This window comes from Ulvibacterium sp. (genome assembly GCF_965228935.1).
GTDB lineage: Bacteria > Bacteroidota > Bacteroidia > Flavobacteriales > Flavobacteriaceae > Ulvibacterium.
The window spans coordinates 4573986-4597070 of record NZ_OZ245846.1 but is presented as its reverse complement, the minus strand read 5'-3'; the positions used below and the strand labels follow the sequence as shown (position 1 = coordinate 4597070).

Here is a 23085-nt window from a genome sequence, read left to right as displayed (position 1 = left end):
GGTGATGAACAATTTTCTTGACCTTTAATCAAATACATTCAAATTTATAGTTTATATCTCGCCTGGGCGGATATCTTTTGATCGGTAAGTCTATTTTCCAAAAACTTAAAATAGCCCGTTATTCCAATCATTGCGGCATTGTCCGTACAATATTCGAGTTTGGGTAAATACGTATGCCAACCATACTTCCTTTCCGCTGCTTTCAGGGCATTTCGTATTCCCGAATTGGCCGAAACCCCGCCTCCGATGGCAATTTGTGTCACTCCTGTACGCCTAACGGCTTCTTTTATTTTATCCATTAAAATGTTAACGATGGTATGCTGTATGGAAGCGCAAATATCATTTCGGTTTTCCAATACAAAATCGGGATTTGCCTTTGCTTCCTTTTGGACAAAATACAAAATGCTGGTTTTTAATCCACTGAAGCTAAAGTTAAGTCCGTCCACCTTTGGCTTGGGAAATGGGAAGGCCTTAGGGTTTCCCTGTTGGGCATATGTATCGATCAAAGGCCCCCCGGGATAAGGTAACCCCAATATTTTTGCGGCTTTATCAAAAGTTTCACCAACGGCATCATCCAAAGTCTCACCCAAAATTTCCATATCAAAATAATTTTTGACCATTACAATTTGGGTATGCCCTCCGCTAAGGGTCAATGCTAGAAAAGGAAAGCTGGGATAGCGGTAATCCTGCCCTTCTATAAAATGGGCCAAAATATGGGCTTGCATATGGTTGACCTCAATAAGGGGAATATGCAGCCCTAAAGCTAGGGACTTGGCAAAGGAAGTGCCCACCAATAAAGACCCCAATAGTCCAGGCCCGCGAGTAAATGCTATGGCCGATAGTAGTTTTTTGTCGATATTTGCTCTCATTAATGCCTGGTGCACAACGGGAACAATGTTCTGCTGGTGTGCCCGGGAGGCAAGTTCGGGAACGACACCCCCGTATTCCTGATGTATTTTTTGAGAGGCCACAATATTGCTGAGTACCTTTTTGTTCTGCAGTACCGCTGCCGAAGTATCATCACAGGAGGATTCAATGGCCAGAATATAAATAGTTTTGTTTTCCACCCGGTTTGGAACAAAAATTGGATACACAAAGGTAAAACATAAAGCCCTATCAAAAAACTGAGGAAAATACTGATCAGGATTCTTTTGGTGTTTCTTTTAATATGCATCTTGGGCACCATAATCCTTTCCTTGCCCGTGGTCCAGACTCGTTTTGCCAAGTACGCCACAACTACCATAAACAATGAATTTGGAACCAATATCGATATAGACCGTCTTAGGGTTTCGCTAATCTCTTGGGATACCTCATTGCGGAATGTTTATGTTGAGGACTATAGAAAGGATACCCTTTTTTTTATTGATGAGCTTACCACTTCCATCCTAAGTATCAGAAATTTGGCCAATGGCAAATTGGAATTTGGCGAAATAGATATGGAACGATTGAATTTTAAGCTAAGGACTTACAAAGGTGAAAGGAATACTAATTTGGAAGTCTTTATCGATAAGCTGGATGATGGCAAACCACGAAAACCGGGAACGCCGCCATTTTTTTTCTCTTCTTCCGATGTGGAGATTTCCCAAAGCAATTTTAGGCTTATAGATGAAAATACCGAAACGCTAGAAATCCTTGATTTTAAGGATTTGAATATATCGGCTTCCGAGTTTCAAATTCTGGGGCCTGAGGTGACTACAGAAATTGAGGCCCTATCTTTTAGGAGCAAGAGGAACTTGGAAGTGGAAAAATTGGCTACCATCTTTAAATATACCAAACAACAAATGCGTTTTGACTCCCTTCGGATAAAAACGCCCGGATCCGACTTAAAGGGAAATTTGGTCTTTAACTACGAACGAAAGGATTTTGCGGATTTCACGAACAAAGTGAACCTCGTAGCCGACTTTCAGGACTCCAAGGTTGCCTTTAACGAAATAAATCAATTATACGATCAATTTGGAAAGGAAAAGGAGGTGATTTTTTCCTCCTCGTTCAATGGGGTCCTAAATGATTTGAATGCGGAACAGCTCTTCTTGCAATCCGATAACACGGGCATTCGTGGAGATTTTAATTTCAAGAATCTTTTCAGTAGGTCGGAACCGTTTTCTATGCAAGCAAATATGAAGAACGTAACGAGCAGCTATTATGAATTACGGTCGTTAATGCCCAATATCCTTGGTAAATCAATACCCTCCCTATTCCAAAAATTGGGGCAGTTTACTATTCGCGGAGAGGCCGATATTACGGAAACTTCCATAGATGCCAAGGTTAACATCAACACGGCCATTGGAAGTAGCTATACCGATCTGGAATTGACCAATGTCAACAATATTGACAATGCGACCTATGAAGGTTTTGTATCCCTGATCGATTTTGACCTGGGTGACTTTCTGGACGATAGGAAGTTAGGAAAAACAACTTTGGATTTTAATGTCGAGGGACAGGGTTTTGTCCAGGACATAAATACGGAAGTAATAGGCCAAATTTATTCCGTGAACTTCAATGGATATGATTACAAGGATATTAAGGTGTCCGGAATTCTAAAAGAGCAACTGTTCGATGGTACCCTGGTAAGCAATGATGAGAACCTGCAATTTAACTTCAAGGGATTGGCCGATTTTGGTGAAGAACGTAACAATTTCAATTTTATCGCCTCCGTAGATTACGCGGACCTCAAAAAGTTGAACTTCATAAATGATAGCATATCCATTTTTAAGGGCAATGTAAACATGGACGTTACCGGGAATTCCCTGGACAATTTGGTAGGCGACATTAAGTTCACCAAAACCATTTTTCAGAATAAGAACGACACCTATTATTTCGATGATTTTAAGGTTTCCTCCACTTTCGAAAATGATTCCATTAGGGTAATCGATATAAATTCTCCGGATATCATTACGGGATATATGAAAGGTAATTTTAAGGTAAAAGAACTCGGTAGGTTAATGCAAAATTCTATTGGAAGCATCTATACCAATTACAGACCTTTTGAGATTTCCGAAGGACAGACCATGTCCTTTAATTTTAAGATCTACAACAAAATCGTGGATGTTTTTTTCCCTGAGGTCCAATTTGATCCGAATACTTTCATACGGGGAAATATAATTGCGGACAAAGGTGATTTTAAGTTGAACTTCAAATCGCCCAAAATACAGGCCTATGGCAACGTTGCGGACAGTATTGACATAAAGATCGACAATAAGAATCCTTTGTTCAATACCTATGTCTCAGTGGCCGATCTTTCAACAAATTATTATGATGTAAAGGATTTTAGCCTTATCAATACCACCTTAAAGGACACCCTATTTTTTAGAACGGAGTTTAAGGGAGGTAGTGAATTTGATGATAGTTATAACCTGAATTTTTATCACACCTTCAATCAAGAAAACAAGTCCGTTATCGGCCTAAAGACATCGGATGTAAGTTTTAAGGGAAATCAATGGATTCTGAACAAGGACGGAAATCGCCAGAATAAGGTTATCCTCAATCGGACCTTGGACAGTATATGGATCGAGGAAATTGTGATGAACAATGATGAGCAGGAACAAATACGCCTTAAAGGCCAGCTGGCGGACTCTACCTATAAGGATCTGGAACTTCAATTTAAGATCGTTTCCCTAAACAAGATTACCCCTTCAATAGATAGCCTAAAACTTCAAGGTGAAGTAAACGGGACACTTAATGTACTACAGAAAGATGATGTCTATCTTCCGTCTTCCAACTTGGCCATTGCCGATTTTGCGATTAATGATATGCGAATGGGAGACCTTACCATTGGGATAGTCGGTAACAGGGATTTGACCGATTTTGTGGTCAATTCCCAGATTACGGATAACGGCATTGAGAAATTGGGTATCGTAGGGAACATCAAAAATGAAGGAGAGATTCCCCAGGCCAATCTTTTGGTAAATTTCAATGAACTGGACCTTGAACCTTTTAGCCCGTTGGGAGAGGATGTCATTACCAATATCCGGGGCGATTTAAGTGGTAGTGCCAGGATAAGGGGGGCAGTGGATAATCCGGAATTCAGTGGTATTCTTACTTTGGATAATGCAGGTCTGGCCATTCCTTATCTAAATGTGGATTATAGCTTTGCCCCCAATTCCAGGGTAGACTTACGGGACCAGACTTTTGATTTTGACCAAATCCGTATTACCGATGTAACAAAAAGAACAAAAGCGGTCTTGGACGGTACCATTACCCATCGCTATTTCGAGGATTGGTTCTTGGATCTGGATATCGATACCAATAATAATCCCTTTTTGATTTTGGACACCGCATTTGAGGAAGAAGTACTCTATTACGGCACAGGCTTCATAAATGGGCAGGGCAGAATTTTTGGCCCTACCAATGCCTTGACCATAAAAGTGGATGCCGAGACGGCCGAGGGCACTTCCCTTAAAATACCGCTGAGCGATGTGGCCTCCGTAGGTGATTACTCCTTTATAAATTTTATAGAACGCAACAGTATAAAAACCATAGAGGAACAACGTATTTTAGAGGATTTTGAAGGATTGGAGTTGGAATTTGACCTCGTAGTAACCCCGGATGCCGAGGTTGAAATTGTAACCGACCGTAAGACCGGAAGTTCACTTAAAGGAACCGGGGAAGGTATTTTGCTGATACGTATCAATACCCGGGGGAAATTTGAAATGTTCGGGGATTTTGTGGTAGTGACTGGGGAGTACAACTATCGTTTTGGCGGGATAATAGACAAAACTTTTACGGTTAGGCCCGGTGGAACCATCATATGGGATAGGGAACCTTTAGAGGCGCAATTGCAGCTTGAAGCGGTATATTCCTTGAATGCCAATCCTGCCCCCTTATTGGATGATCCGGGATACACCAGGCGCATCCCAACACAAGTGGTAACCAAACTGACCGGAGAATTGGAAAGTCCGGATATTGAGTTCAATGTAGAGTTTCCCGGAACCAATACCATTGTCCAGTCCGAATTGGAATACCGATTGCAAGATCCGACGGTGGAAGAAAGAAATGCACTCTTTTTATTGGCCCAGGGCTCCTTTGTAAGTGATCAGAGTGGAATAAACCGACAGGCGGTTACGGGCAATTTATTACAATCGGCCTCCGGACTGTTGAATCAGGTCCTGGGTGGTGAAAACGATAAATTTAATCTCGGGCTTTCTTATGAGCAAGGAGTGTTGGATAGAAATGCCGATGTACAAACTGAAAATAGGATAGGGGTGACGGTTTCTACCCAAATAAGCGATAGGATTTTGTTCAATGGAAGGGTAGGGGTACCTGTGGGCGGGGCAAGTGAAACCGTAGTCGCCGGCGACTTTGAAATTCAATTGCTGCTTAACGAGGAAGGCACTCTGAGTGCCAAATTCTTTAACAGGGAGAATGAAATCCAGGAATTTTTTGCCCAGAGACAGGGTTATACCCAAGGTGCAGGTCTTTCCTACGAGGTTGATTTCAACAGTTTCAAGGAACTCTTTAGAAGAGTGGTGGGCAAAACGGAAACTCAGGAAAACAGATTCCCTAGTACGGAGGAATTGCCAAGTTCGGTAATGGGCAAGGACAGCTTATTAAGGTTCTATCCAAAGAGCAAGGGACGTCGTTAAATATCTCACGGAATAGAGCCCTCATGTTGTATTTTGAACTTCGAAAACATTGGGGATACACGAAAACGATATAGCTCATTTTATTACCTAAAATATGGACTTCAACAATTCCTAAATTGAAATAAGTTTGCTAATTTTGCTAGCTTAAAATTTTCGATGGTTTCCGAAATAAAGAAAATCGGTGTTTTTACCTCGGGTGGGGATTCACCGGGAATGAATGCAGCAATTCGGTCGGTGGTACGTACCTGTGCCTTTATGAAGGTGGACTGTGTAGGTATTTATAGGGGCTATGAAGGGATGATAGAGGGTGACTTTAAACCCATGGATGCCCGTAGTGTAAACAATATCATCAACAAGGGAGGTACCATTTTAAAATCCGCCAGGTGCCAACCATTTCGTACCAAGGAAGGTAGAAAAAAAGCCTATGAACAGCTTAGGGCAGAAGGGATAGACGCTTTTGTCGTAATAGGTGGGGATGGTAGTTTTACGGGAGCCATGATTTTCAACCAAGAATTTGATTTTCCGGTCATAGGAATTCCCGGTACCATTGATAATGATATTTTCGGTACTACCTTTACCTTAGGTTTTGATACGGCCTTGAACACGGTCGTTGAGGCCGTGGATAAGATTCGGGATACGGCCAGCTCCCATAACCGTCTCTTTTTTGTTGAGGTAATGGGAAGGGATGTAGGGCATATCGCCTTAAATGCCGGGGTAGGTGCCGGTGCGGAGGAAATTTTGATCCCTGAGGAAAACTTGGGCCTAGATCGTCTTTTGGAGTCCTTGAAGCGAAGTAAGGAATCCGGTAAATCTTCCAGTATAGTTATAGTTGCCGAAGGTGATAAGACCGGGAAGAATGTATTTGAACTTAAGGAGTATGTAGAGGAGCATCTACCGATCTACGATGTAAGGGTATCTGTCCTGGGACATATGCAACGCGGAGGGCCGCCGTCCTGCTATGATAGGGTATTGGCAAGTAGAATGGGGGTTAAGGCGGTGGAATCCTTATTGGAGGGCAAAACTAGTCTTATGGTGGGTGTACAGGATAATAGACTTATATTGACACCGATAAACAAGGCAATAAAAGGACACACAAAAATTGACAAGGAACTCATTCGGGTCTCTGAAATAATGACAACATAATTTTTAATCTAAAAACACATAAAATGTCAAACTTGAAAATAGGAATTAACGGATTTGGTAGAATAGGCAGATTGGTTTTGCGATCTACGGTAAAAAGAGATGATGTAGATGTTGTGGCCATCAATGACCTGTTGGACGTAGAGCATCTTGCCTACCTTTTGAAATACGATTCCGTCCATGGACGATTTGATGGAACTGTTGAAATTAGTGGAGGACACTTGGTAATTGATGGTAAGACCGTACGTATTACTGCGGAAAGAGATCCCAAAAATTTGAAGTGGGACGAAGTAGGGGCGGATATCGTGGCAGAATGTACCGGCATCTTTACAACCTTGGAAACTGCCCAATATCACATTGATGGTGGAGCAAAAAAGGTAGTTATCTCGGCCCCCTCCAAAGATGCCCCCATGTTTGTCATGGGCGTGAACCATAAGGATGTAAAAGCATCGGATACCATTGTATCCAATGCTTCTTGTACAACAAACTGCCTGGCACCGTTGGCAAAGGTCCTTAATGATAATTTTGGCATAGAGGAAGCGTTAATGACCACTGTGCATGCCACAACGGCTACTCAAATGACCGTTGACGGTCCGTCAAAAAAGGACTATCGCGGAGGTAGAAGTGCTTTGTTGAACATTATTCCCGCTTCTACGGGAGCGGCTAAGGCAGTCACCAAGGTAATACCAGAATTGGAAGGTAAGTTGACCGGGATGGCCTTTAGGGTACCAACTGCAGACGTATCCGTGGTCGACTTGACAGCGAAACTACAAAAGGAGACTTCGTATGAGGAAATAAAGAAAGCTTTTAAATCGGCTTCCGAGGGAGAGCTCAACGGTATTTTGGGATATACAGACGAAGCCGTGGTTTCCCAGGATTTTGTGGGTGATGCGCGTACCAGTATTTTTGATGCCGGTGCCGGAATAGAATTGAATTCCAAATTCTTCAAGCTGGTTTCATGGTATGATAATGAAGCGGGGTATTCCAATAAGTTGATAGATTTGGCGCAGCACGTTCACAGTCTTTAAGTTTTGATTTAGAAAAAAGTTTTCCTGAAAATATACCGTATTTTGTGTATTTTCAGGATTCTTTTTTTAAAAGGGGATATATATGGTGGTAATAGTTGATAGCGGGGCTACCAAAGCAGATTGGATAGCTTTGGATGACAAGGGTGAACAGGTGTTTTTTACCCAGACTTTGGGACTTAGTCCCGAAGTACTGACTCGTGAAGTGATAGAGGATAGGTTGGCCAATAATTTTGAGCTCTCCAAGAACAGCAATAAGGTAAAACAGCTCTTTTTTTATGGTGCCGGATGTGGAACCGAACGTATGCGACGGTTTCTAAAGAAAATTTTTAAGGTGTTTTTTCCCAATGCCAAGGCTGAGGTACGGGAGGACACTTTTGCCGCAATCTATTCCACTACACAGGTGGGGCATCAAGGTATTGTTTGCATTTTGGGGACAGGGTCTAATTGTAGTTATTATGACGGACACCAAATGTTTCAAAAGGTGGTTTCCTTGGGCTACATTCCCATGGACGATGGAAGTGGTAATTTTTTTGGAAGGAAACTGATACGTGATTATTATTATCACAAAATGCCCCAAGATTTGGCCATGAAGTTTTCCGCGGAGTACAACTTGGATCCGGATGTCATTAAGGAAAACCTGTATAAACAGCCCAATCCCAATACATATCTGGCTACTTTTGCACGGTTTTTAGTCGAGAATAAGGACCATCCCTATTGTAAGGGTGTCATTGACAAAGGATTTCAACAGTTTATAAATAACCATATTATGCAGTTTGAACTGGCTACCAAGGTTCCTGTCCATTTTGTAGGTAGCATCGCCCATTATTTAGAGGACGAACTCAAAGCGGTAGTTGAAAGGAACGATTTGGTATTGGGTGTCATTCGGCAACGTCCTATTGATGGACTTGTTGAATTTCACAAACAATCTATTTAATGGCTATCATGGAAATCTCAACGTTCACGAACTTGGGAAGGTTGGCGACTTCCACGGTTTCGCGGGCCGGAGCGGTATCTTCGTTAAAGTAAGCCCCGTATACGGTATTGACTTCCTTGAACTGATGCATGTCCTTTAAAAAAATAGTGGTCTTTACCACATTTTCAAAAGTCATTCCCGCCTCATCCAAAATGGCACCCAGATTCTTCATGGATTGATGGGTCTCCTTGGCGATATCCCCGTTAACCAATTCCCCGGTACCGGGGTCGATAGGGATTTGCCCAGAAATATACAGGGTATCACCACTTAGTACTGCTTGATTATAGGGGCCGATAGGGGCAGGAGCTTTTGATGTATTTATGATTTTTTTCATAATAGGGATGAATTAAGAATACCAAATTGAAATTCGTTATCTTCTTGGCGGTGGTTGACTTCGATTTTCCCATTTTAGGTCGCTGAGTATGGAGCTTTTTATTCCGATGAAGAAATACCAGCGCTCAAAATTTCCAAAGGGAGTCCAATTGAATCGAAGGACAAAACTTTTTAGATCCCGTTCAAAACGGAGCTGGGTCAACGTAAATCCCCTGTTTTTAAAATCATATCCAGAGGAGCCCCCGACTCTCCACCTTGGCGATAGCTCAATATTTCCGGAAAACATAAGGGAATGACTACTAAACTCGTTCTGACGTTGGTTGTTCGCATATGTGGCGGAATAGGCCAATCTAAAATCCCAGGGAATTTTGGTAGCATAAATTGGATTTTCCACATCTTCGGAATCCCTATCATCGCCCCCTCTGGGCGGTTCGTTAAATTGGTCCGCCCGTCCGAAAAGGTCATCATCCCTACCACCACTTTGGGCAACATAGTCATAAGGGTTTTCATCCTCCTCTCCATCTTCTTCCTTCTTTTTTTTACCAAATGTTTCGCTGTCGATGGAATATCCAACATTTACATTGGCCCTGGTCAATCTAAAAAGACTACCCCCATTATCTATATTAAAGGTGTTTATCCGACGCCCATTATTATCTATGGCATAAGGATCCAGGCCAGCTGAGAAGTTGATGGCCATCTTGTTGTTCAAAATATTGGTACCCCCATTAATGCTCAAAGGACTCAACCGTAACGAATCTGCCTCAAAGTTATAACCTGTGGATAAGTTTAGATTGCTAAGTAGGGGAATCTTTTTCGGTTCCGTGGCGGTAGAATCCTTATCCCTTACCTTGGCCTCAAAAACATTGGCCAGTGAAAAACCGATACTATTGGATCGCCCCAGACTTGGTGCCCCATTTAGGGTTCCTTGAAACCTACTAAATTGTACCACTTCCCCATCCCCATCAATATACTCATCATAAAACTGTTCAAAGGAAGGTGCAAATCCATAGCTTAACGAAGGCCTCATAACATGGCGGATGGCCTGTATTTTTTTGTCCTCCCCAAAATTGAAGGTGCCATAAAGCGTAGTACCTATACTGGCGCTAAAGTTATAGGTGTTGTAACGGTCAAATCCGCTTATCGTATCGCGTACTACCTGGTTCTCCTCGGCATCAAAGCGCTGATTAAAGGTCTCAAGGGTCCATACATCCTCATAGTTCCCTCCCACACTTACACTAAAAAATTTGGCCACCTTAAAGTTGGTACTTATGGGAATCCTGTGCCGGGCTCCGACCCGCGCATTATCGAACATTCTTCCGGTCAAAAAATCATCGTCATTGGTAGTAAGGCTATTCCGCGCATTTACATCATATTGAAAATTGATATTCTGAATAATCCCTTTTTTAATTCCGTCACGTTTGGCAAAGGGAAATATTCGCTCCAAACTGGCCTGAAACGTGGGCAGGGTCATTTGAATATTGTTCTCAGGGGCATTAGCGCTTGTATTTTGGCTATGAGTAGCGGTAAGGCTCATGTTTACCATTGGATATTCCGGGAATGTTTTGGAGTAGGAAATAGATGAATTCAAACTATTGTTCTGGGTGTTCGGCAGGTTTTGCTGCAATAAGGAATTCTGGAAATACGTACTACTTCCCAAGTTGACCGATGCGGAAAACCTGGAATTGGGGTTGGCCTTGGCATCCTGGGAATGGCGTACCTGAATATTGTAAATTGTTGTCCTGCTATAGTCGCTGAACCCCCTTTGGCTGGTAACCAGATTTTCATATCTGAAATTAATGTTTCCTTGGTATCTATAACGCTTGGAATAAATGGATGTTCCTCTAAAACCATAACTTCCATTGGTGTAAAAGTCGCCTGTAAGGGTCAGGTCTACATAGTCGTTTATAGGGAAATAATACCCGCCGTTTTGAAGAAAATATCCACGATCCGGGTCATTTCCAAAGGTAGGCATCATTAATCCTGCAGTACGGCCAACGGTAAGGGGAAAATAGGCAAAAGGCAAGGCAATAGGTGTGGGAACATCTGCAATGTATAGGTTGCTAAATCCGGCAATCACCTTTTTTTTGGGTACAAATTTGGCCTTCCTGACCCGGATGTAGTAATCGGGGTCTATGGTATCCTTGGATGTAGTCAACTTGCCTTCATTCAAAAAATAGACGGAATCATTTTCCTTTTTGGTAATCTCTGCATATACCTTCATGGCATCACTCCCCAATTGACCTAGACCCGCCTGTTGTTCAGTACGCGAATTCCATATCAATGCCTTTTGGGTGTCAAAGTTAAAGCGGATGGAATCCGGTATTACCTCGTTGTTCCCTTGCTTAAAAAAAGGAATTTGCGTGTAGTTGCCCAAGGAATCCTTAATACGACCGGCATACACTTCGTTTTTTATATAGTCCAGTATAATGATGCCCGCCTTTAATTCTGTGTCCTGATAGTAGATTTCAGCTTCATTGTACAGATATATCTTTTGGTCTTTTTGACTTAGCTTGACATAATCCTTGGCCTTATACTTAATTTTATCCAATAGAATGGATTCCTTTCTATTTAAGGAGTCGGTTTGGGTAGAATCGTTGGGAATGCTATCCTGTAAAGCGGTAATGGGAAATAGGGGGGCAATTATGGTGTCCTTTTGCGCTTTTATGGGCAATGGAATAATTTGGTCTTCTTGGGCGTTTACCCAAATTGAACCAACCAAAAGCAGCCATAGGAAAAGAAAATGTTTATTTGATTGCAAGGCTATATATCCTATTTTTGTAAAGGTTTGGCTTCCCCCTAGCTTTGGGATTGGAGATCAAACTTACATATATTTTTTGTTCCCCTTATAGGGTATTACCATAAATTTAACCTAGTAGGGAGCATCAAAACGCTATGTTATTATGAATGTAAAACGGTTTCTTCCCATCTTTTTTTTCTTGTCGGTGCCACTTGTAATAGCCTTTGGCAAAAGTAATACCGAACCGGACAATAGCGACCCATTTGTTGTTGTTTTGGATGCGGGCCATGGTGGTCACGACCCCGGAAACCTGGGAAATGGATACTTGGAAAAAAACATTGCCTTAGGAATTGTCCTCAAGGTTGGGGAGGTGTTGGAACGTAATCCGAATATTAAGGTGGTGTACACCAGGAAGGATGATACGTTTGTAGATTTATTTGTACGAGGCGAGATAGCCAACAAGGCCAATGCAGACCTTTTTGTATCCGTACATTGTGATTCGCATTCTTCCGATGCCCACGGGGCCGGTACTTTTGTACTTGGACTACACGCCAACAAACAAAACTTTGAGATTGCGAAAAAGGAAAACTCGGTTATCTATTTGGAAGACAATTATGAAACGAGGTATGCGGACTACGATATCAATTCTCCGGAGTCAATTATTGGATTGACCATTATGCAAGAAGAATTTCTGGATCAAAGTATACTACTTGCGAAAATAATGCAGGAAAAGTTTTCCGAAAAGCTAAAAAGAAATGATAGGAAAGTCAAACAAGCAGGGTTCATCGTATTACATCAGACATTTATGCCCAGCGTATTGGTGGAGACCGGGTTTCTTACCAATAGATCCGAAGGGGCTTATTTAAACTCGCAAAAAGGGCAAACCGAAATGGGCGCCGCCATTGCAGAAGCTATCCTGAAATATAAGAGCAACGTCCAAGCCAATACGGCGGATGCCCCAATACAAGCGGCATCCGAAGTGCAATCATCAAAGGATGAGGTAGTTATAGAGAAAGAGATTTTTATGGCAAAAGAGGAGAAACCCAATAAAAAAGAGCCGGACACTTCATTGGGAGAAACACAAAAAAAAGATGCTCCCCCCTCTACAGAGCCGGAAGGTACTCCCAAGGTTGTTAAGATTGTCCAAGAAGAAACTCCTAAACAAAATAGTGGTACCATTGAAAACCCGAAGACCGTTACATCCTCTAAAAGTAAGGAGACTTCTCCTAAACCTTTGGCCAATATTGTTTTTAAAATACAACTAATGGCGAGCTCAAAGGATTTGAGCCCAACACCTGGTAACTTCAAGGGTCTAAATAAAATTTCCAAGGAACCTTACATGAACCTTTTTAGATACTTGTACGGTAGCACCAATTCTTATAAGGAAGCGGAAATGCTAAAATCCAACGCAGATTTAAAAGGGTACACCACATCCTTTATAGTCGCTTACAAGGATGGGAAGCGTATTTCTGTACCTGAGGCCTTAAAATACGTTTCTGAATAACTCCAGTCTTTAAAATTTATTTCTAATTTTGTTGGCAATAGAAAAACCATCCTTTTGAAGCTATCTAGGGAAATTAAAACAGGAATCATTGTCATTGGTGGAATCCTGTTGTTTGTCTTGGGATTTAGTTACTTAAAATCGACCCCTCTTTTTGATGATAACATAACGCTTTATGCGATTTATGACAATGTTGGCGGACTACAGCCCGGAACCCCTGTTTCCATTAACGGTTATAATGTAGGAACGGTCAACGATATTGGATTTAATGATGATTCAGGTAGATTATTGGTTACTTTCTCAGTGAAAAGTGATTTCGGATTTTCAAAAAATAGCTCCGTAGAACTCTATGATACCGGTATCATAGGGGGCAAGGGATTGCAGATAAATCCGATATTTGATGGAGCTCCTATGGTAAGCAAATATGACACGTTGCCCACGGAAACCAGGCCGGGGTTGACGGAATTGGCACAACAGAAATTAACGCCATTGTTCAAAAAATTTGAGTCTGCGGTTACAGATGCGGATTCCGTGCTTATGAACGTCAATGATGTGCTGGATGAAAGGGCCAGGGGCGACCTAAGGGATGCCATTCATGGCCTCAGCGGTTTGGTACGTAGCCTACAAAGTAGTGCTGAGGTATTGAATAAGTTGTTACAGAACAATGAAGGCAAACTGGATAGTTCACTGACCAATTTCAAGGAGCTTACCCACAACTTTTCGAAACTTTCGGATTCCCTGAACAATGCAGGTTTGGGAAGAACCTTGGCCAATCTGGAATCCACAATGACCAGTTTAAACCAGGTGATGTCCAAAATAAATCAAGGTGATGGCACCTTGGGCAAACTAATGAATAACGAAGAGTTGTACAATAATCTAAGCAACGCCTCAAGGGAGCTGGATTTACTCTTACAGGATTTCCGATTGAATCCCAAACGCTATGTAAATGTTTCCGTGTTCGGTAAGAAGCAAAAGGAGTATACCGTTCCGGAGAACGACCCCGCTGAGAAAACAGATGAACGATAAATGCAATATCTTCCCAATATTTTGTTTGTAGCTGCCTTGGTAGCCGGTATTGGATTCTTTGTCCGAAATGTTAAGAAACTGGCCCGGAATATAAAACTGGGCAAAAAAGTTGATGTAACGGACAATACCTCACTCCGATGGAAAAACATGTTAAGGATTGCATTGGGGCAGACCAAAATGGTCGTTAGGCCAATTCCCGGGCTACTACATATCATCGTTTATTTGGGATTCATCATCATCAATATAGAAGTCCTGGAAATCATTATTGATGGTATTTTGGGAACCCATCGTGTTTTTTCCCCTTTGGGATCGTTTTATGACTTCCTCATCGCTTCCTTCGAAATATTGGCTTTGTTGGTCATTATTGCAGTAATTGCTTTTTGGATACGAAGAAACCTTATCCGTTTGGGGCGCTTTATAAAACCGGAGATGAAAGGTTGGCCAAAGACCGATGCAAATTGGATCTTATACATTGAGTTGATACTTATGGTTCTTTTCCTGACCATGAACGGAGCGGACTATCAATTGCAACAGATGGATGCTGCCCATTATACAAAGGCGGGGGCTTTTCCCATAAGTCAATTTTTTGCGTCTTTTTTTGAGGGTATGTCCATGTCTTCTTTGATTTTGATAGAGCGTAGTGCCTGGTGGCTCCATATTTTGGGAATCCTTTTCTTTTTGAATTATCTGTATTATTCAAAACATCTTCATATTCTATTGGCCTTTCCCAACACCTATTTTGGTAAATTAGGCCCAAAGGGCAAGTTTAACAATTTGGAATCCGTTACCCAAGAAGTAAGGTTGATGATGGATCCATCGGCAGATCCTTATGCCGCTGCTCCCGAAGTTGAAAATGGGGAGGAAGTCCCTAAGTTTGGTGCATCCGATGTAATGGACTTGACTTGGGTACAATTATTGAATGCCTATACGTGTACCGAATGTGGCCGCTGTACCAACGAGTGCCCCGCCAATCAGACCGGAAAAAAATTGTCCCCGAGAAAAATTATGATGGATACCCGGGATAGGTTGGAAGAAGTGGGAAGAAATTTGGATGTCAATAAAGGGACATTCAAGAATGATGGAAAGCAACTGTTGGACGATTATATAACTCGGGAAGAACTTTGGGCCTGCACTTCCTGTAACGCCTGTGTGGAGGCCTGTCCCGTAAGTATAGACCCTTTATCCATTATTATGGATATGCGCCAGTACCTGGTGATGGAACAATCCGCAGCGCCCTCCGAGCTTAACAATATGATGGGTAATATAGAGAACAACGGGGCTCCTTGGCCGTTTAGTCAAATGGATCGGCTTAATTGGGCAAAAGAAAACTAGTATGGAAAGCGAACTAAAAGTGCCGACCATGGCCGAGCTATCCGCTGCGGGACAACAACCGGAAGTTTTGTTTTGGGTCGGCTGCGCCGGAAGTTTTGATGACCGCGCCAAAAGGATTACCAAGGCATTTGTGAAAATCCTCAACCGGGCCCAAGTTTCCTTTGCCGTTTTGGGCACTGAGGAAAGCTGTACCGGGGATCCGGCAAAAAGGGCAGGCAACGAGTTTTTGTTTCAAATGCAGGCAGTTTCCAATATAGAAGTGCTAAATGCTTATGAAATCAAAAAAGTGGTCACTACTTGCCCGCACTGTTTTAACACCTTGAAGAACGAATATCCCGAACTCGGAGGAAATTATGAGGTAATGCATCACACCCAATTTCTGGACGAATTGATAAAGAACGGAAAAATAACCCTGGAAGGAGGAAAATTCAAAGGGAAACGGATTACCTATCACGATCCCTGTTATTTGGGCAGGGCAAATAACATTTATGAGGCTCCCAGGGATTTAATAGAAAAGTTGGACGCCGAATTGGTGGAAATGAAGAATTGCAGGAAGAAAGGATTATGTTGTGGTGCCGGGGGCGCACAAATGTTCAAGGAGCCGGAAAAAGGGGATAAGGACGTAAATATAGAGCGGACGGAACAGGCCCTGAAGACCAAACCGGATATCATTGCGGCCGCATGTCCTTTTTGTAATACCATGATGACGGACGGAGTTAAGAACAAGGAGAGGGAGGCGACCATAAGGGTGATGGATGTGGCTGAATTAATCGCTGGTGCGGAAGACCTATAAATCTTCGTTTCAATTCGGATTCGCCTGGGATTTGGTTTTTTGAGTTTGTATTTTTGACTAGTAATTCAACGAAACATGTTAGTGCATTTTAACGATTTGCCGGATACATCTAGAATTTGGATATATCAAGCCAATAGAAGTTTCAACCAAGAGGAGTTGGAGCGTCTCCAGCAAGAACTGGACGAATTTATCCAAAATTGGACGGCCCATGGAAGTAAATTAAAAGCGGGTTACGAAATCCCTTATGGCCGTTTTATCGTCATCGGCCTAGATCAGTCCCAAAATGCCGCTTCAGGTTGCTCTATAGATGCATCCGTTCACTTCATGCAACATTTGGAAAAAAAATATGATGTGGTGTTATTGGACAAAATGAACGTGTCCTATAAACAAGGGGAATATATTGCCTATAAGCCTTTGTTGGATTTCAAAAAAATGGCCAAGCAAAAGGCGGTATCCGAAAAGACCATTGTTTTCAATAATTTGGTAGCCAACAAAGCGGAGTACAAAGAACATTGGGAGGTACCGGCATCGGAAAGCTGGCACGCCCGATTTATGTGATTATGCTCGATATAAAGGTTGTGGCCAATGTAAGATTTTTATTTTCCATTAAATCGTTAAAGTGCAATAATTTTTCTGGTTTTTAGTTGTTCCCCCTAGATATTTTTATATGCGATTCTGCTTAACTGTTTCTTTATTTTTTCTTATTGCTTTAGGTGTCCGGGGACAGGAAAGTCCGTTAGTGACAGAAGATAGTTTGGCACAATCATCGTGGGTGAACGAACAATATGAAGGGATGACCTTGGAGGAAAAAATCGGTCAATTGTTCATGATAAGCGTAGCTTCTAGCCAAGGTAAAACCAGTACGGATAAGTTAAAGGATCTTATAAAAGAACACGGAATCGGGGGGGTCATTTTTTCTACTGGAGGCCCCCAAAGACAGGCCAAGCTCACTAATGAATACCAAGCCATATCCAAACTCCCTTTGTTGGTAGGTATGGATGCGGAATGGGGGTTGTCCATGCGTTTGGATTCTACATATGCTTTTCCTTGGAATATGACCTTGGGAGCTATTGAGGACAGTACTATTTTGGAAAAAGTGGGCTATCGGATAGGACTGCACGCAAAACGGTTGGGGGTTCATATAAATTTTGCCCCTGATATAGACATAAATATAAATCCACAAAATCCTATTATAGGTAATCGTTCTTTTGGTGAGGACAAGGAGAATGTGGCCCAAAAGGGGATTATGTTTATGAAAGGCATGCATAGGGCCGGTATACTTTCCAGTGGCAAACATTTTCCCGGGCATGGGGATACGGCCACGGATTCGCACTATGCGCTCCCCCTTATCAATGTTACGAGGCAAAGATTGGATAGTGTTGAACTATATCCTTTTCAAAAACTGATTGATGAGGGTCTAAGCAGTGTAATGGTGGCCCATCTTAACGTTCCGGCCTTGGAAATAAGAGAAAATCTTCCCTCATCCCTATCCGAACAGATAATATCCGGTCTTCTAAAGGAGGAAATGGGATTCAACGGATTGGTTTTTACTGATGCCCTGAATATGAAAGGGGTAACCTCTAATCGTGATGAGGGCGATGTGGAATTGGCGGCATTTTTGGCAGGGAACGATATACTATTGATGCCCGGTAACATCAAAAAGGCAAAGGAGAAGCTTTTGGCGGCTTATCAAAGGGGCAGGATTACGGAGATGCGGCTTTCGACATCGGTCAAAAAAATCCTGATGGCCAAATACAAGGTAGGACTGAACGATTATAAACCTGTACAGATACAAAACCTTTATGAAGACTTGAATTCGGTAGGAGATGATTTGGTCTATGAGGAAGCCATTGAAAATGCCATTACCGTAGTAAAGAACAATTTTCATCTCATGGGCATCAAGAAATTGGAAAACAAAAAGATAGCCTATGTTAAATTTGGAGATGCGGATAATGACCCCTTTTTGGAGGAACTGAATAAATATGCCAAGGTAACACAGGTTAACGGCAAGGATATTGTAACCTTAAAAAGAAAACTATCCGATTATAACTTGGTCATCATTGGGCACCATAAGAGCAATGCAAGTCCTTGGAAACCTTATAAATTTTCAGACCAAGAGCTTTTGTGGTTGGCAGAAATCGCCAAACAACGGACATCAAATACCATTTTGTCCGTTTTTACCAAACCTTATGCCTTAACGGATGTGGCATCGTTTAAGAGCGTAGATGGGGTAGTGGTTGCCTATCAGAATAGTGATCAGGCCCAAAGAAAAGCGGCCCAACTTATTTTTGGGGCCATTCCCGCAAAGGGAATCTTACCGGTAACGGCGCATCCGGACTTTCCCTTGAATACTTCGATTCCTCTTGAACCATTGAAACGATTGGGCTATAGTTTCCCCGAAAGCGTGGGTATGAGTTCTACAAAATTGGCCGAAGTAGATAGACTGGTAACGGATGGCCTGGACTCCTTAATGTATCCAGGGGCCCAAGTTCTGATAGCGAGAAAGGGCAAGGTTATTTACAATAAGGGATTTGGGAAACCAACTTATGAATCCATCGAGAGGATTACATCAGATTATATTTATGACTTGGCATCAGTGACCAAAATATTGGCCACTTTACCTTTGATTATGAAGATGGAGGAGGAGGGGAAAATCACTTTGAATAACACTTTTCAGGAGCTAGTACCTGAATATTCGGATACTGAGCTAAAGAATGTAACCGTTCTAAAGGCTTTATCCCACTATGGGCGACTTCCGGCCTGGATAGCATTTTATGTGAGCACATTGGACAAGGATAGGAAGCCTTCCAAGGATTTTTATAGAAATGAGCCTTCCGACGGTTTTTCATTTAAGGTATCGGACAATCTTTATTTAAAGGATGCCTACCAGGATTCCATTTATAATCGGATAGGTAGGCAGCGATTGAAGTCCAATAGATATCGCTATAGTGATATTGCCTATTTTGTAATGAAAAAATATATAGAGGAGGTCTACCGGATTCCGTTGGATAAATTGGCCGATGACTTCTTATACAAACCTATTGGGGCTTTCGACACAAGTTTTAACCCCTTAAATAAGTTTCCAAGAAACAGGATTGTACCTTCAGAAGTGGATGCATATTTTCGGTATCAAATCGTACAGGGCTACGTCCACGACATGGGAGCGGCCATGCAAGGAGGTATTGGAGGGCATGCAGGTCTTTTTAGCAATGCCAATGATGTTGCCAAGATAATGCAAATGTACCTGCAGGACGGATTTTATGGCGGAACCAGGTTCTTGGATTCCCGGACGGTCAAAAAATTCAATACTTGCTATTTTTGTGATAAGAACGTACGTAGGGGGGTGGGCTTTGATAAACCCCAACTAAAGGACAAGGGGCCTACTTGCGGATGTGTTTCTAGAAAGAGCTTTGGCCATAGCGGTTTTACAGGAACATATACATGGGCAGATCCCGAAGAGGAAATCGTATACGTGTTTTTGTCCAATAGGACATATCCGACTGCTTCGAATACTCTTCTAATCAAATCGGGACTGAGAACAAGAATTCAACAAGCGATTTACGATGCTATCGCCGACTAATTGAAGTGTTTGACCGAAATACAGCAATGCCCAAGTAACGGTAATTCACAAATTCATAAACTTTCCTTAATTACCAACCATGATACCAACCGACAATTTCGTTTTCGTTACATTTGAAAAATGAAAATCGCTATAGTATGTTACCCTACTTTTGGGGGTAGTGGTGTTGTAGCCACGGAACTGGGAATAGCTTTGGCCGGAAGGGGCCACGAAGTACATTTCGTTACCTACAGACAACCGGTACGCTTGGAACTTCTAGGCAATAGGATACACTTTCATGAAGTCCATGTTCCGGAATATCCCTTATTTCATTATCAACCTTACGAATTGGCACTATCCAGTAAACTGGTAGATACCATAAAATTGTACGGTATAGAGTTACTGCATGTACATTATGCCATTCCCCATGCCTATGCCGGTTATATGGCAAAAAAGATGTTGGAAGAGGAGGGTATTTTTGTACCTATGATTACCACTTTACATGGTACGGACATTACCCTGGTCGGCAATCATCCATTTTACAAACCAGCGGTAACCTTTAGTATCAATCAATCCGATGTGGTTACTTCGGTCTCTGAAAACCTAAAGCAGCGTACACTCGAATTTTTTGATATTCGAAAGGAAATAGAGGTAATCCCCAATTTCATTGATAAGACCAAGTATAGTGTCTCTTTTAAGGATTGCCAAAGGTCATTGATGGCCAAGGACGATGAAAAGATTATTACCCATATAAGTAACTTTAGAAAGGTAAAGCATATCCCGGATGTTATCCACATTTTTTACAGGATACAGGAGGAAATGCCAGCGAAGTTGATCATGGTCGGGGAGGGGCCTGAAAAGGAGAATGCCGAATTGCTCTGTGACCGATTGGGAATAAGTGAAAAGGTGATTTTTTTGGGCAACAGCCACGAAATAGATAGAATTCTTTGTTTTTCGGATCTTTTCCTTTTACCTTCAAAATCGGAGAGTTTTGGTTTGGCCGCCTTAGAGGCCATGATCAACAAGGTAGCCATAATTTCCAGCAACACAGGTGGAATTCCCGAAGTAAATCAGCATGGCATTACCGGTTTCTTAAGCGATGTAGGCGATGTTGCCGATATGGCAAGAAATGCCATAAAAATCCTTGAAGATGAAAGGCGGCTGGAAGAATTTAAACAAAATGCGTATAACGCAGCGCTCAAATTCGATATCCTAAAGGTATTGCCCCTGTATGAGGCCATCTATGAAAAAGCCTATAAAAGCAGATATAAGAATTCCTTTATGTAGGGCAAGTAGTATCTACATTGCTATTTTGGCCCTTCTCCTTTCTTGTAACGGCCCAAAAAAAACGCTGGGGAAAAATCTAGAAAAAGCAGACCCTGAATATGCGCTGACCTTATTGCTGCAGGATAATTACAGTGGTTTGCCAAAAGGGGAAACACGTATTATTACTAATGCCAAAGAACTACAGCAATTCTTTTTAAGGGTAAATAGAACCAGGAAACCGGGCCTTCCGCTCCCTATTGTCGATTTTTCCAAGGAGACCGTGCTAGTTTATTGCAGCGGGGAAAAAACAAATCAAGCTCTGCCCAAACTGTCCATTAAGGATGTAACGGACGAAGAAATTGTAATAAAACCCATTTTGGAGGATAAACGAGAAAAGTCTGCTTCCAGTGCTGTCATAAGTCCATTTAGCATTTACAAAATACCATCTACCCAAAAGAAGATTATCTTCCAAAAAAATCGATGAACGAAAACCTTGGTGCAATCCATCGAAAAAAATCGCTTTTCATAGCTAAGGCTTCCGGTAAATAACTGTTTGCCATACCTTTACCCTAGTATTAGTCCTAAATTTTTGAACCTATGAAAAGCTATGCCCTACATTTGCTAGCCGTTGTGCTATTTGTTTCCTGCACTGTTTTTTCCCAAGAGGAAGAACTTCAACTTACATCCAAGGACAGTATCGTTATAAGTTCCTGGATGGTGAGTCTGGGGTATAATTTTGTAGATGATTCCGGTGATGCATTCAATGATTTTACCACAATCAAAGACCAGTGGAATGCGGTCGCCTTTCCTTCAAGGATAAGCATTGGTAGATATTTTGAAAGTGGTATCGGTATTGAAGCTATTGCTACCTACAACAACTATAAGGAAGGAAATATTATTGATGGTAGCGTGAACCCCGAGGATATAAGTTATTTTGGACTGGATACCAGATTGAGCTACGACCTCAACAAAATAATAGGGCAGACCGGGTTTTTTGACCCTTATGTAGGGGCCGGACTAGGCTATACCGATGCAAATAACGTTGGTCGAGGAACCTATAACGCAATCATTGGTTTTAGAACCTGGTTCTCCGATAGATGGGCATTGGACTTGAACTCTAGCGGAAAATGGTCATTTGGGAATGAAGCTAGTAACCATATACAACATGCTGCCGGTGTGATTTATCAATTCGATATCAAAAAAGGGTTATCCAAAAAGGGACAGGAAAAATTGGCCTTAATCGAGGCAATGGAAAAGGAAAAACAACGTGTAAACGATTCCATAGCCGCTGCGAATCGGGCAAAGGAAGAAGCAGCATTAGCTAAGCGATTGGCAGAGGAAAAAGAGAGGGCCCTAGCCGAAAAGGCAAGGATTGAAGCTGAGAAAAGACGAAGGCAACTCATAGAAGATAAAATAAAGGAACTGGGGCACGTATATTTTAATTTTGATTCCTACTCCCTAAATAGTGATTCTAAAAAGGTCCTTGAAGGGTTGGTGGATATTCTAAACGAAAATCCTGACCTTAAAATTAAAATCGCCTCAGGTACGGATTCAAGAGGCCCATCCCCATACAATTTAAGACTTTCTGAAAGACGTGTTAACAGTACTAAAAATTACCTTTTGAGTTTGGGAATAGATGCTGCCAAACTCTCTACAGAAGCGTATGGTGAGAGCAATTTACTGAATGAGTGTGATGACAACACCTATTGTTCGGAAGCCAAACATAGAGTCAATAGGAGATCTGAGTTTATAGTTATACGAATCTAGCTATATTGCACCAATCGATACAAAAAGGGCACTTGAAAAAGTGCCCTT

At 41.9% G+C, this 23085-nt stretch carries 16 protein-coding genes; 13 read left to right on the top strand and 3 right to left on the bottom strand.

Annotated features, from left to right (window positions below; genetic code table 11):
- Nucleotides 1-44: 44 nt before the first annotated feature.
- Nucleotides 45-1067, bottom strand: a complete 1023-nt coding sequence (gene tsaD, locus ACO06Y_RS19355) for a tRNA (adenosine(37)-N6)-threonylcarbamoyltransferase complex transferase subunit TsaD (protein ID WP_422080683.1) — start codon at nucleotides 1065-1067, stop codon at nucleotides 45-47.
- A gap of 108 nt (nucleotides 1068-1175) precedes the next feature.
- Here tsaD and ACO06Y_RS19350 point away from each other — a divergent pair, with 108 nt between their 5' ends.
- The 4 genes from ACO06Y_RS19350 to ACO06Y_RS19335 all read left to right on the top strand — a co-directional run bounded on the left by ACO06Y_RS19350 (nucleotide 1176) and on the right by ACO06Y_RS19335 (nucleotide 8684).
- The gene (locus tag ACO06Y_RS19350) at nucleotides 1176-5582 is read left to right on the top strand and encodes a translocation/assembly module TamB domain-containing protein (protein WP_422080682.1); all 4407 of its coding nucleotides are present in this window, start codon (nucleotides 1176-1178) and stop codon (nucleotides 5580-5582) included.
- 156 nt (nucleotides 5583-5738) lie between these two features.
- On the top strand, nucleotides 5739-6725 hold the full coding sequence (gene pfkA, locus ACO06Y_RS19345; protein WP_422080680.1) for a 6-phosphofructokinase: 987 nt from the start codon (nucleotides 5739-5741) through the stop codon (nucleotides 6723-6725).
- Nucleotides 6726-6748: 23 nt separating this feature from the next.
- On the top strand, nucleotides 6749-7750 hold the full coding sequence (gene gap, locus ACO06Y_RS19340) for a type I glyceraldehyde-3-phosphate dehydrogenase (RefSeq protein WP_422080678.1): 1002 nt from the start codon (nucleotides 6749-6751) through the stop codon (nucleotides 7748-7750).
- Between the two features lie 82 nt (nucleotides 7751-7832).
- On the top strand, nucleotides 7833-8684 hold the full coding sequence (locus ACO06Y_RS19335; RefSeq protein WP_422080676.1) for an N-acetylglucosamine kinase: 852 nt from the start codon (nucleotides 7833-7835) through the stop codon (nucleotides 8682-8684).
- Here ACO06Y_RS19335 and ACO06Y_RS19330 read toward each other — a convergent pair.
- Together ACO06Y_RS19330 and ACO06Y_RS19325 are read right to left on the bottom strand one after the other, a co-directional pair.
- Complete coding sequence (locus ACO06Y_RS19330; RefSeq protein ID WP_422080674.1) at nucleotides 8677-9057, bottom strand: RidA family protein; 381 nt, start codon at nucleotides 9055-9057, stop codon at nucleotides 8677-8679. The genes ACO06Y_RS19335 and ACO06Y_RS19330 overlap by 8 nt on opposite strands.
- Before the next feature lie 36 nt (nucleotides 9058-9093).
- On the bottom strand, nucleotides 9094-11814 hold the full coding sequence (locus tag ACO06Y_RS19325) for a putative LPS assembly protein LptD (protein ID WP_422080673.1): 2721 nt from the start codon (nucleotides 11812-11814) through the stop codon (nucleotides 9094-9096).
- A 142-nt stretch (nucleotides 11815-11956) separates the two neighbouring features.
- Here ACO06Y_RS19325 and ACO06Y_RS19320 point away from each other — a divergent pair, with 142 nt between their 5' ends.
- The 9 genes from ACO06Y_RS19320 to ACO06Y_RS19280 all read left to right on the top strand — a co-directional run bounded on the left by ACO06Y_RS19320 (nucleotide 11957) and on the right by ACO06Y_RS19280 (nucleotide 23037).
- Nucleotides 11957-13297, top strand: a complete 1341-nt coding sequence (locus ACO06Y_RS19320) for an N-acetylmuramoyl-L-alanine amidase family protein (RefSeq protein ID WP_422080672.1) — start codon at nucleotides 11957-11959, stop codon at nucleotides 13295-13297.
- A 54-nt stretch (nucleotides 13298-13351) separates the two neighbouring features.
- Nucleotides 13352-14320, top strand: coding sequence for an MlaD family protein (locus ACO06Y_RS19315; RefSeq protein WP_422080671.1), 969 nt, complete (start codon nucleotides 13352-13354; stop codon nucleotides 14318-14320).
- Nucleotides 14321-15652 (top strand): 4Fe-4S dicluster domain-containing protein, encoded by a 1332-nt coding sequence (locus ACO06Y_RS19310; protein WP_422080670.1) that lies wholly within the window; start codon nucleotides 14321-14323, stop codon nucleotides 15650-15652.
- A 1-nt stretch (nucleotide 15653) separates the two neighbouring features.
- The gene (locus ACO06Y_RS19305; protein ID WP_422080669.1) at nucleotides 15654-16445 is read left to right on the top strand and encodes a (Fe-S)-binding protein; all 792 of its coding nucleotides are present in this window, start codon (nucleotides 15654-15656) and stop codon (nucleotides 16443-16445) included.
- 75 nt (nucleotides 16446-16520) lie between these two features.
- On the top strand, nucleotides 16521-17003 hold the full coding sequence (locus tag ACO06Y_RS19300) for an ABC transporter ATPase (protein ID WP_422080668.1): 483 nt from the start codon (nucleotides 16521-16523) through the stop codon (nucleotides 17001-17003).
- Nucleotides 17004-17112: 109 nt separating this feature from the next.
- Nucleotides 17113-20025 carry a glycoside hydrolase family 3 N-terminal domain-containing protein gene (locus tag ACO06Y_RS19295; protein ID WP_422080667.1) on the top strand — a complete coding sequence of 971 codons (2913 nt, stop codon included), beginning with the start codon at nucleotides 17113-17115 and terminating at the stop codon, nucleotides 20023-20025.
- 120 nt (nucleotides 20026-20145) lie between these two features.
- Nucleotides 20146-21291, top strand: coding sequence for an N-acetyl-alpha-D-glucosaminyl L-malate synthase BshA (gene bshA, locus ACO06Y_RS19290; protein WP_422080666.1), 1146 nt, complete (start codon nucleotides 20146-20148; stop codon nucleotides 21289-21291).
- Entirely contained in the window at nucleotides 21248-21754 is a 507-nt protein-coding gene (locus ACO06Y_RS19285) for a hypothetical protein (protein WP_422080665.1), read from the top strand. The genes bshA and ACO06Y_RS19285 overlap by 44 nt, the downstream gene beginning before the upstream one ends.
- A 113-nt stretch (nucleotides 21755-21867) precedes the next feature.
- Nucleotides 21868-23037, top strand: a complete 1170-nt coding sequence (locus tag ACO06Y_RS19280; RefSeq protein WP_422080664.1) for an OmpA family protein — start codon at nucleotides 21868-21870, stop codon at nucleotides 23035-23037.
- Nucleotides 23038-23085: the final 48 nt, after the last annotated feature.

What these genes read in the sequence shown, in the direction of transcription:
- pfkA (WP_422080680.1), top strand. Translation starts at nt 5,739, where the DNA reads ATGGTTTCCGAAATAAAGAAAATCGGTGTTTTTACCTCGGGTGGGGAT.
- gap (WP_422080678.1), top strand. Translation starts at nt 6,749, where the DNA reads ATGTCAAACTTGAAAATAGGAATTAACGGATTTGGTAGAATAGGCAGA.
- ACO06Y_RS19335 (WP_422080676.1), top strand. Translation starts at nt 7,833, where the DNA reads ATGGTGGTAATAGTTGATAGCGGGGCTACCAAAGCAGATTGGATAGCT.
- ACO06Y_RS19330 (WP_422080674.1), bottom strand. Translation starts at nt 9,057, where the DNA reads ATGAAAAAAATCATAAATACATCAAAAGCTCCTGCCCCTATCGGCCCC.
- ACO06Y_RS19320 (WP_422080672.1), top strand. Translation starts at nt 11,957, where the DNA reads ATGAATGTAAAACGGTTTCTTCCCATCTTTTTTTTCTTGTCGGTGCCA.
- ACO06Y_RS19310 (WP_422080670.1), top strand. Translation starts at nt 14,321, where the DNA reads ATGCAATATCTTCCCAATATTTTGTTTGTAGCTGCCTTGGTAGCCGGT.
- ACO06Y_RS19305 (WP_422080669.1), top strand. Translation starts at nt 15,654, where the DNA reads ATGGAAAGCGAACTAAAAGTGCCGACCATGGCCGAGCTATCCGCTGCG.
- ACO06Y_RS19300 (WP_422080668.1), top strand. Translation starts at nt 16,521, where the DNA reads ATGTTAGTGCATTTTAACGATTTGCCGGATACATCTAGAATTTGGATA.
- ACO06Y_RS19295 (WP_422080667.1), top strand. Translation starts at nt 17,113, where the DNA reads ATGCGATTCTGCTTAACTGTTTCTTTATTTTTTCTTATTGCTTTAGGT.
- bshA (WP_422080666.1), top strand. Translation starts at nt 20,146, where the DNA reads ATGAAAATCGCTATAGTATGTTACCCTACTTTTGGGGGTAGTGGTGTT.
- ACO06Y_RS19285 (WP_422080665.1), top strand. Translation starts at nt 21,248, where the DNA reads ATGAAAAAGCCTATAAAAGCAGATATAAGAATTCCTTTATGTAGGGCA.
- ACO06Y_RS19280 (WP_422080664.1), top strand. Translation starts at nt 21,868, where the DNA reads ATGAAAAGCTATGCCCTACATTTGCTAGCCGTTGTGCTATTTGTTTCC.